General features: G+C 54.8%; 7 protein-coding genes. 4 read left to right on the top strand and 3 right to left on the bottom strand.

What is annotated here, in order from left to right:
* Positions 1–62 precede the first annotated feature (62 nt).
* Positions 63–1,040, bottom strand: coding sequence for an NAD-dependent dehydratase (locus C4318_04460; GenBank protein MER3454395.1), 978 nt, complete (start codon positions 1,038–1,040; stop codon positions 63–65).
* A 50-nt stretch (positions 1,041–1,090) separates the two neighbouring features.
* On the opposite strand from C4318_04460, the gene C4318_04455 reads away from it, so the two are divergent.
* The 4 genes from C4318_04455 (at position 1,091) to C4318_04440 (ending at position 7,274) form a co-directional block, all read left to right on the top strand.
* On the top strand, positions 1,091–3,673 hold the full coding sequence (locus C4318_04455) for a hypothetical protein (protein ID MER3454394.1): 2,583 nt from the start codon (positions 1,091–1,093) through the stop codon (positions 3,671–3,673).
* Between the two features lie 176 nt (positions 3,674–3,849).
* Positions 3,850–4,986, top strand: coding sequence for a hypothetical protein (locus C4318_04450; GenBank protein MER3454393.1), 1,137 nt, complete (start codon positions 3,850–3,852; stop codon positions 4,984–4,986).
* 33 nt (positions 4,987–5,019) lie between these two features.
* Positions 5,020–5,964 carry an LPS biosynthesis protein WbpP gene (locus C4318_04445; GenBank protein ID MER3454392.1) on the top strand — a complete coding sequence of 315 codons (945 nt, stop codon included), beginning with the start codon at positions 5,020–5,022 and terminating at the stop codon, positions 5,962–5,964.
* Positions 5,934–7,274, top strand: coding sequence for a hypothetical protein (locus C4318_04440; GenBank protein ID MER3454391.1), 1,341 nt, complete (start codon positions 5,934–5,936; stop codon positions 7,272–7,274). Before C4318_04445 ends, C4318_04440 begins: the two co-directional genes overlap by 31 nt.
* Positions 7,275–7,301: 27 nt before the next feature.
* Here C4318_04440 and cofH read toward each other — a convergent pair whose 3' ends face one another.
* Both cofH and cofG read right to left on the bottom strand, forming a co-directional pair.
* Positions 7,302–8,645 carry a 7,8-didemethyl-8-hydroxy-5-deazariboflavin synthase subunit CofH gene (cofH, locus tag C4318_04435; GenBank protein MER3454390.1) on the bottom strand — a complete coding sequence of 448 codons (1,344 nt, stop codon included), beginning with the start codon at positions 8,643–8,645 and terminating at the stop codon, positions 7,302–7,304.
* Positions 8,629–10,128, bottom strand: a complete 1,500-nt coding sequence (cofG, locus tag C4318_04430) for a 7,8-didemethyl-8-hydroxy-5-deazariboflavin synthase subunit CofG (protein MER3454389.1) — start codon at positions 10,126–10,128, stop codon at positions 8,629–8,631. Before cofG ends, cofH begins: the two co-directional genes overlap by 17 nt.
* Positions 10,129–10,170: the final 42 nt, after the last annotated feature.

Here is a 10,170-nt window from a genome sequence, read left to right as displayed (position 1 = left end):
CAGCCGCCTTGAAGTCATCGACGGAACTAACACCGCCTTCTTTCGGTGGTAAGCTATGGCCCTCAGATTCCATGCCGTTCCTTCCACCACGAGATCGTCCTTCGCAGTCCCTCTTCCAGACCGACCTTGGCCTTCCACCCCAAAATGCGAAAGGCCCTGTCGACATCGGGAACGCGGCGCCTGGTGTCCTCAAAACCAGGACCGTAGTACTCCTCGTAGGGCACGAAACGAAGCTCGGACTCCGACCCGAGAAGCTCCCTAATCTTTATCGCAAGGTCGAGAACGGAAATTTCCTCTGTGCTCCCCAAGTTGAAGACTTCCGCTCCGGATGTTACCGTCTCAGCTGCCAGAAGAGTACCCTGAACCGTGTCATCTATGTAGGTAAAGCAACGGGTCTGTTTTCCGTCTCCATGAATGGTTAGGGGTTCACCGGCCAAGGACTGGCGAATGAAGGTCGCGACGACCGAACCGTACCCCTTGGGATCCAATCGAGGGCCGTACGAGTTGAAGTACCGCAGAATACAAACCGAAAGACCTTTGTCGGCGTATGCAAAAGCGAGGTGCTCGTCTAATGCCTTGGCCGTCGCATATCCCCACCGGTGGACCGTTGTTGGACCAAGCAGTCGGTCATCGGTTTCGGAGAAGGGAACTCGAGATGCCTTGCCGTACACTTCTGAAGTCGAGGCAAAAACCAACCGAACTCCGTGCCTCCATGCAGCGTCGAGGACGACCCGAGTTCCCTCTACGTTTACTAGTAGCGATTCTAGGGGCTGTTCTACTATCGTTCGAACTCCTACTGCAGCTGCTAAATGAAAAACAAGCTCGGATCCGGCGACGAACTGGTCGACTACCTTTTCGTCCAAGACGGATGCTTTTATGAAGTGAAAGTTTTCGGATCCAAAATGACGAGAGATGTTTTCGGTACTGCCCGAGGAGAGATCGTCTATAACGAAGACTTCGGCTCCCTGTCTTACGAGCGCGTCTACTACATGGGAGCCGATGTAACCGGCTCCCCCAGTCACCACTACCTTTCTGCTCATTCCAGCGTTTCCACCGTGGTCGTCCCTTCTACTCGAATCCACAAACTTCCATGTTGAGCGATCGTTTGCGTACGGCAAGGCGCTGGACGATCGTATTCCTGATGGCTGCCGTACCACTGGCCTTCAACACCGATACCTTTGACGTTTTCAACCTCACCAAGTTCACCCTCGTTTTGGTAGCGACAATCGTAATAGTCGGATTGTGGATCGCCGAGACTGTTCAGCGGCGCAGGCTCATCTACCCTAAGACCGGTATAGAACTGCCGATGCTAGCCCTGCTAGTCACAACTGGACTTGCCACCGCAGCGAGTTTCGCAAAAGTTATATCGATCTTGGGCTTCTATAAGTCATACGACGGCCTTATTTCGATAGCGGCTTTTACTATTCTCGGCCTCGCTACCGCCGATGTATTCGACGACAAACGTCAGGTCAAATCAGCGTTTTATAGTCTCGTCTTTGTCGGTGGCCTGTTATCGGCTATCTACGGCGTGCTCCAGTATGTCACCTTCGTAACTGAGGGCCGCATAAAGCTCGACTGGGAACTTTGGGGTGCTGCCTCTTTTAAGACGTCGTCTATCTTCTCGACGTATGGGAACCCCAATCACTTCGCCGGCTTCTTGGCCATCTGTTTACCGATCGCGGTGGTACTCATAGCCATCTCCTCGGACCTTTTGGTAAAGGGAATTGGCTGGGTATTCGCAGGATTGGCCTTCTTGGAAATTCTTCAGACTCAGAGTCGCGGCTCGTGGGCTGCGCTAGCAGTGGTCGCAGTAGCGCTCGGTATGTTGTTTTCCCCTGAGATACGCAAGCGACCGGCTCCATTCTTGGCAACCGCTGGGGCTTCGGTAATTGCCTTTTTGTTCGCGGCTCTGGTTCTGAGAGGAAGGACCAACTTGTTTTCCCGACTTTTGTCGATGTTCTCTGCAGGCGACTCCTCCAGCCGACAGCGGATTCTACTTTGGGAGGCAGGAATCAGGGCAGGCCTAGATAGGCCCATATTTGGATGGGGAATCGACACTTTTCGCGTTGTTTTTCTGCGATATCAAGGATTCGAGTTTTTCAGGCTATACGGACCCAATCAAATTGCCAACGGACCTCATAACGTCTTTATCTCTTGGTTCTACTCGGCCGGGATTTTGGGGCTCGGCGCGTTTCTGTGGCTGCTAGGCGCAGTTTTCGTCCCCGCTTGGCGCATGGCAAACGCCTGCAAACGTGCCGAGACAATCGTGGCTCAGCGTTTCAGGCGAGGATTCAAAGTCAATTCGGAGCTGCGAGAGTTGCGCTTGCTGATAGGGGGCGGAACGATATCGGTGCTCTCGTTCCTAGTGGTAGAGAGCTTTAACGTCAATCAGATAGGAATAACGTTTCTGCTCTACACTCTAGCCCCCCTTACGGCAAAACTTGCCTATCTCTCCAGGCCGGCTCTATCAGATGCAGCAAAAAGCATCCGGATCGAACCCGAAGAGCTCGTACCGCCAAGATTGGTAAAGGTACTAGCTTCTAGGCTGCGCCAGAGAGCAAAGGACGCAGAAGAAGGTATCTACAACGAATCGCGGTTCAAGAAAGGCTCAAACGCTGTTTCGAAGCCCATTCGCAGTGCCTCGAACTCTTCAGTGGATGCAAAGGACTCCTTCAAAAAAATTGATTCGAAGTCGAAAAAAGCGGCGACAGCCAGGAAAAAGGCAAATCCAGCCCTCGGTAAAAAATCTCGCTCGAGAAGACAGGACTTTGTCCCAGAGAAACTGAGGGTTTCGACAGCGATATTCGCGGTGGCGTACGTAGTTCTCGCGGTCCCACTGGCCTGGCAATCTGTTCGCCCCTATCGCGCAGACCACATATACAGAAAATTCGTGCCTGAACAGGAGTCCGCCAAGTCAGCAATGCAGCAGTGGGCACAGGGCAACAATCCCTCACTAGAAGGCGTCGTGCGGGACTATGCGTCCTCCACCCGGGACTTGATCGACAAGGCGGTCCGCCGCAACCCCTGGGAATCTAGGTACCGCTACGACCAGTACGAGGTTTCGAGAATTGAGGCTTGGCTGGCAAAATCCCCCAATACACAGGTCGAGGCTTTAGAAAGCGCTGACCGAGCCCTCCTCGAAGGAATCCGCTTAAGCCCAGAAGAAGCGCGCTTTTACAAGACCCGTGGGGAGCTGATGAACTATTGGGGTGGTGCCAGAGGCAACAGTTTCTTCGAGAAGCCCTTGTCAGTCGACCGGTCCAAGCTGTTGGTCGCAATCGAGGCACTCCAGCTAGCTCGTCGGTACAATCCGTACGACTTAGATGTCGATGCGGAGCTCATGAAGACCGCTTTAGCCTTGGACGATAAAAAGTTGATTTTTGACGCCGGATGCCATGGATTCGAGCTAGGCGACGCTAGAGTTACAGTAGACATGGCAAACACACTGGCCCGCGACGGCTACGTCACAGAAGCTGTTGAACTGCTCAGGTATTATCTACGTCGATTCGACTACAGCGCAGACGTGGCCAATTCCTTGGGAGAAGTGACCGCGACAGCGCCACCTTCAACTGAGGCGGGGGCGAAGGAGAAGAACGTTTCCGGAGAACTTACCCAAAACCGAACCCCCTTAGAACCATGCTTTGTAGCTATTCTGGAGAAAAGCCGCCACTAACGAGTGAAGGGGAATCCGAGTTTCGGGCATCGCCGCGTAATCGTATCTATCGATATAGAATCCGACAACATTGCTTTGGCATCTGCTCTGGTGTAACAGAGCGCCACAATATGTGAGCTTGCGCATCCGAAAATATATATGGGTGCCTGATCCATTGATTCAGAGGGTATAAGTACGTGGCAGCTTTTCAAAGCTCAATCTTGCGGGTAGCGGTGCTCGGCAATATGGCGGGCACCGGTTATCTTTTCACGCGCACACTCCGGAACTACGGAGCTAGAGCCGACTTGTTTCTTCCCCAAGACGAAGAGGATTCCATTCCGGCCTTTGCGCCGAATGTCCGACCGCCCGCAGGCAGTGATTGGGTAATCCGCTTCGATCCTTCAGGAATGGGGGGAGGGGCTGGCCTCTTCGCGCGGAGATCTGAGAAGGCACTTCTAAAAAGGCTGGCTAGCGAGTACCACGTGGTGTTTTCGATCGGACTATACGCGTCCCTCGCTCCAGGAACCGGAAAGCCATACGTTCACTTGGCGCTGCCAGGAGATCTGAAGTCATTGGGTTATGACGAGGGATCACAGGGCAAGGCTTATCGAAAGGCACTCGAAGGAGCTGCTGCTGTTCTTCATACGCAACCAGAACACGCGACTATCCTGCACAACATGGGCATAAGCCACAACAGGTTCTTACCCTTCCCCATTCAAGTTGCCCCAACTCGTCCCGCCCTTCGCCCGGCCAATCCGGTCCTTCGTATCTTCTATCCTGCCAGGGTCGATTGGGCCGAGTTCGAGAGAGACCGTTTGATCAAATCTGGAGACCGCCTCTTCAGGGCATGCGCACGGCTCCTCTCCGAAGGAATCAAACTCGAACTTGTTTTGGTATACCGGGGGCGAGAGTCCGAAGCAACGGTGCGGGTGATAGAAAAACTTGGCCTAGCTTCTCAAGTAAACTGGCTGCCACACTTAGATCGATTAGAACTGGCCCGCCAATTCTTGGAGGCCGACCTCGTGGTCGACGACTTCGACTCCCCCGGTCTGGGAACCATCGCACTGGAGGCTATGGCCGCGGGAAGACCGGTGCTAGGCTACGTAGACCTCGGAGCGGCCGAGGTTGCCTATGGCGAGCAGCCCCCGATTCTATGTGCTCGCTCTGAACAAGAGATTTACGCTGCAATTCGTTACTCGCTGGATGCAAATCTTAGAGAGCAAGTTGCTGCGGCAGCACATTACTGGGTCTACAACCACCACCGGGAAGAGGCTGTCGGAGAAAAACTCTTTGCGATGCTGGCATCGGCAGCCTCAGCCAGAGCAGGCGCCTGACAGAGGCGCGGAACTTCCCGTGCCCGTCGATCCATGAAAGGCGGGGCTGTCCTGGTCACCGGCGGAGCGGGGTTCATCGGATCCCACACCGTTGAGGCATTGTTGTCCCGCGGTTACCACGTGCGAGTTATAGACGATCTCTCCACGGGGATAGAGGAAAACCTATCCGGAATCGATACCGAGTTGATCGTCGCCGACATCACAGACGAACAAGTCGCGCGAAAGGCCGTTGCGGGCGCCTTTTGCGTAGTCCACCTAGCCGCCGCGAGAGCAGTGGGGCTCTCAATAGACGATCCGATAGGGTCGGATAGGGTAAACACCGGCGGAACTGTAACACTGCTGACTGCCGCCCGAGACGCCGGAGTGGAGAAGTTCATATTTGGCTCGTCGTCTTCGGTCTATGGAGGAACCGCTCCTCTACCGACGCTCGAGTCGGCACCTCTCAATCCTCGCTCTCCCTATGCGGTAAGCAAAGTAGCTGGGGAGCAGTACTGCCGCGTTTTTTCCGATTTGTTTGGAATTTCCACTGTAATTTTGCGGCTGTTCAACGTCTATGGGCCCCGCCAAAGACCCGACTCTCCCTACGCCGCTGCGATTCCCCTGTTTACGGAAGCACTTATTTGCGGGCGCAGACCCGTTGTGTATGGGGACGGGAGCCAAACTAGAGATTTCACCTTCGTATCGGATGTTGCCGCTGCCATATCCAAAGCGGTCGAAGTGGATTGCGGAAAACACGAAGTCTTCAACATCGCAGCGGGGGGCAGACACTCGATTCTCGAACTTCTGAGAGTTCTAGAGGCTATAACGGAAGTGAAGATAGATCCAAAGTTCGCAAGTCCGCGCTCCGGCGATGTCAAGGACTCCCAAGCCGACATCTCCAAGGCGGAACGAGTCCTCGGGTGGTCCCCTAGAACTAGCTTTGAAGAGGGATTGGCACGGACGGTCGAGTGGATCCTCAGTTACACAAGCCAGCGATAGACGGGACGAGCGACAACCCGCCAGAAGTGGGCGAAAGTCGCTCCCAGGATCCCCCACGAGACCTGAGCGGCACCAAAGAATCCTACCCAACACGCTCCGAGATCGATCAGCGCCTAAAAGTCTTGCTGCCCCTCAAAATCTGTAGAGTTATTACTCGCCTCAACATCGGAGGGCCATCGGTCCAAGCTACCCTACTCACCTCGAAGCTCAGTCCTCCTGCCTTCCAAAGCGTTCTAGTAAGCGGTATCGAAGACGAAAGGGAGGGGAACTACTTAGATTTGATCGAACCGGAAAAACGTCAAGAACTCCCACTCGAAATCATCGAAACATTGAGTCGCGCACCTCGACCTACAACTGATCTCGCTACGTTGGCCAAGTTAGTAACGCTGCTACGCCGCTTGCGACCAGACATAGTCCATACTCACATGGCTAAGGCTGGAACTCTCGGGCGAATAGCAGCACACCTGACCGGGGTTCCCATCGTGATTCACACCTTTCACGGGAACACTTTCGAGGGATACTTCTCTCCTGCAGTCTCCGCAGCAGTGAGGGCGTGGGAGACAGTCCTCGCGTCGATGTCTGACTGCGTTATCGCGATTACGCCTTCCCAAATAGAAGAGCTCGCGTCGGCTGGAATCTCGAGAAAAAAGATTCGGCTTGTCCCCCTCGGAATTCCTCTGGATCGCTTTGACGAGATCCCTCCAAAACGTGCGGCACGACAGGCGTTCGGTGTACCAGAGACTGCTCTTTGCATAGGTTGGGTCGCACGCCTAGTTCCTATTAAAGATCCCCTTCTTATGGTTGAGGCCGTGGGCGCCATAGCTGCCCACAAATCTTCAAAGGTAGTTTTGTTGGTGGCTGGCGACGGTCCTTTGCGGGAGCAAGTCGTCGAGCTGGGGGGTAAGCTCGGCGTCGAGATCCGACTTGTCGGATGGCAGCGAGATCTCGCGATGCTATATGCCGCCTGCGATGTCGTCGCTTTGTCGTCCAAAAATGAGGGGTTTCCAGTGGCTCTAGTCGAAGCTATAGCTTCTAGGCGCCCCGTTGCCTCCACCGACGTGGGTGGAGTGGCCGAGCTTTTCGCCACCGCAGGACAGGGAGTCCTTGCGCAAAAGCGCACCGCCGACCACCTAGCCGAGGCAATTCTCGAAGCAGTAGAGACTCCCAAAGCACAGCTCGAGGTGTCGGCTCGATTGGTTAAAGACGCCTACGGAGAAGAGCGGCTCGTATCCGATATTTCGATGCTCTACAAAGAACTGGCGTTCGCCAAAGCCGAGCAGCTACAACGCCGAAGAGCCAAGAGACCCTAGTAGTGTCGTCTTAGCATCTCTCTCGATTCAGACAGGAAGTGGATCTCGGGGAGGATCCCCGTAGGTGGTGCTTCGTTGCTTCGGGATTCTACCTATGGCCCTAATGGCAGCAGCAATCTCGTCTACCCAAAGCTCCTGCCCGTTCCTAGCTCCCGCCAGCCGAGATATGGACTCCTCCATCAGGGTGCCACCGAAGTCGTTGCATCCCGCTTGTAGACACTCTTGGACACCGTCCACACCCAGCTTTACCCAACTTGCTTGAATGTTGTTTATGTAGCCCCTCAAAGCTAAGCGGACCACGGCATGTAGTCGCACCGAGTCGAGGCGGGTGGGTCCTGGGCCGCACTTTCCCTGAAGGTACATTGGAGAAAACTCGTGGATGAATGGAAGCGGGACAAACTCTGTAAATCCGCCGGTTTCTTTCTGGATTTGCCTTATCAACAGCAGATGTTCAACTCGGTGCTCTACGGTCTCGACGTGGCCGAACATGATCGTAGCAGTAGAGCGGATGCCCAGCGAGTGCGCCGTCGTCACAACTTCGACCCACTCGGCGACTGATTCCTTCTTCGGCGACAAGATCTGGCGAACCGAGTCGTCCAGGATCTCGGCAGCTGTTCCTGGGATGGTGTCCAAGCCAGCCTCCTTCAACAACACGAGGTACTCGTCGACCGGTATACCCGCGCTCTTAGATCCCCAGATAATCTCCATGGGACTGAATGCGTGCGTGTGAATAAGTGGAAGCTCTTTTTTTATTGCCTTTAAAAGCCCGGGGTAGTAGGTCCAGTCCATAGTGGGATGTATCCCCCCCTGGATGCACACCTCGGTTCCCCCTCGCTCCCAGCATTCTTTAGCCTTCTCGACGACTTGATCAAAGCTGAGAAAGTAAGCGTCTTCCATGGCAAGACCTGTGGAGAAAGCACAAAACCCACACCCGATGGTACAAACGTTGGTGAAGTTGATGTTTCGGTTGACGACGTAGGTGACCACATTTCCCACTGTCTTCCGTCGCCACCAATCCGCAGTCGCCACGAGCGCATCAAAGTCGTGACCTCTCACATTCATCAAGAGCAAAAGGTCGTCGCGGTCTAAGACTCTCTCCTCGAGGGACTTCTCTAGAACTGCCCGCACGCTATCTGAAGCCAAGCTGAGCCTCGATTCAAGCTCGTCGGCGGGAGTACTGCCGTCGAAACGAGGACCCGGCGTAGGCTCCTGAGGGCGAGTAAGTGGCACAGCCCCCGAGCGTTTAGCGATCGCCAAGGCACCCAGCGTAGAGCCAGATCTGCCAGCGACCCTTTCTACTAGCGGGAGTGCGCCTGGCTCTGTGACGAGTCTCAGAGACTTTTTGTTCAAGTGATCATTCCCTTCGGTCACTCATACGATCAATAGAAGCGTCGCGCACGGCGACAATCGGTGCACAGCCCAGCTCGGCAGCGAGCGGCCCAAAGACCGAGGCCCACCCTTCCGAGTCGGCCAAAGCGTCGACGTAAGGTTTTACTCGCTCAGAGATCCACCCATTGGAGCGAACGAATGAAGGATACACACACAGCCTCGCTCTCAACTCGAATCCCCTTTCCTCCGTTGCCCTCTTCACAGCACTGATCTCGGGCCAAGCTGCCTCGGGGTTGACGTGATCGAGGGTGACAGGTGAGATTCCTCCCCAGTCACATACCCCTGCGCCTAGTAGCGATGCGTAATTGCCGGGCGAGAGGTTGGGTGGTGCCTGAACGGCCACGGATGGCGGAAGGAGTAGTCTCGCTAAGGCTACTGTGCGTGCTAGCTCCTGATCTGTGGGCTCTGGGCATGTGCTCATCGGGATGGAAGGCTTTGCCCTAAAGTTTTGAACGATCACTTCTTGGATATGCAACCCCGATACAGCAAGCGAAGCCAGGACCAAAAGAGTGTCAGCCCGCGCCTGTAAGCTCTCCCCTATACCGATGAGTATCCCAGTAGTAAATGGCACCTTCTCGACTTCTGCTGCCTGAATGGTGGCAACCCTCACCGGCGGGTATTTGTCGGGGCATTCAAAATGACAGCCACGGGGGTCGGCGAACAAAGCATAACTCGTAGACTCCAGCATCATTCCACACGAAGCCGCCACTTCCTTGTAAGAACGCAGATCCAATCTGGTCATGACTCCAGGGTTGATGTGAGGAAGGAGTCCCGTTTCTTCGATTACCAGCCTGGCGCAGTCGTATAGATAGTGAGCAGTGCTGTCGTAACCCATTCGCTGAAGGAATTTTCGAGCGGCCGGGTACTTTTCTTCGGGACGGTCCCCCAGAGTAAAGAGCGCCTCGGTGCAACCGGCTTTGCGCCCTACCGTGGCAATAGCCAAAACCTCTTCGTGCAGGAGATATGGTTCGGGTCTCTCCCACCTGTCCCTAACCGGCAGTTCCGATGCTAGAGGAGAATCCTCGTTTCGCGGTGACGAGGGCATTGGGGAGAGAGGGTCACGAATAAAGGTGCAGTAGGCACACCTGTCACGACAAAGCCTGGTGAGGTCGATGAAGACTTTTGGAGAAAAAGAGACTACCCCACCCCACTGTCGGTCACGAACGGAACAGGCAGCCTCGAGTAGTTCATCTGCCGCTACAGAAGGGTCGAGCAGGCGTGCGAGCGATGCGGCCGTTGTACGCCTGAGTTCGAAAAGCTCGTCGACGTACCATTCTGCGATCGCGCCGCTGTAGGTACCTGCGAGATCCGAGCCCCCTCCGCGGTCGAACTTGCCTTCGACATCTAAAAGTACCGACGAGTCAGTATTTTGCTCGATAAACGGAATCTTTAAAACATCCGAGCCTGCAAGGGTGTCTCTGGCTTCGACTGCTGTGGCTATGATCTCTTGCGTCCTGAGTGGCATGCTTTCCTCAAGATCCCGCTACTCTCAACATAGCTAACGGGA

The sequence above is a fragment of the Acidimicrobiia bacterium genome (genome assembly GCA_040289475.1).
GTDB lineage: Bacteria > Actinomycetota > Acidimicrobiia > ATN3 > PSLF01 > PSLF01.
The sequence above is the reverse complement of the archived record's forward strand: the minus strand, read 5'-3'. Positions and strand labels throughout refer to the sequence as shown.

Excerpts from the sequence above, each read along its gene's own strand:
- C4318_04460 (MER3454395.1), bottom strand. The coding sequence starts at position 1,040 with ATGAGCAGAAAGGTAGTGGTGACTGGGGGAGCCGGTTACATCGGCTCC.
- C4318_04455 (MER3454394.1), top strand. The coding sequence starts at position 1,091 with ATGTTGAGCGATCGTTTGCGTACGGCAAGGCGCTGGACGATCGTATTC.
- C4318_04445 (MER3454392.1), top strand. The coding sequence starts at position 5,020 with ATGAAAGGCGGGGCTGTCCTGGTCACCGGCGGAGCGGGGTTCATCGGA.
- cofG (MER3454389.1), bottom strand. The coding sequence starts at position 10,128 with ATGCCACTCAGGACGCAAGAGATCATAGCCACAGCAGTCGAAGCCAGA.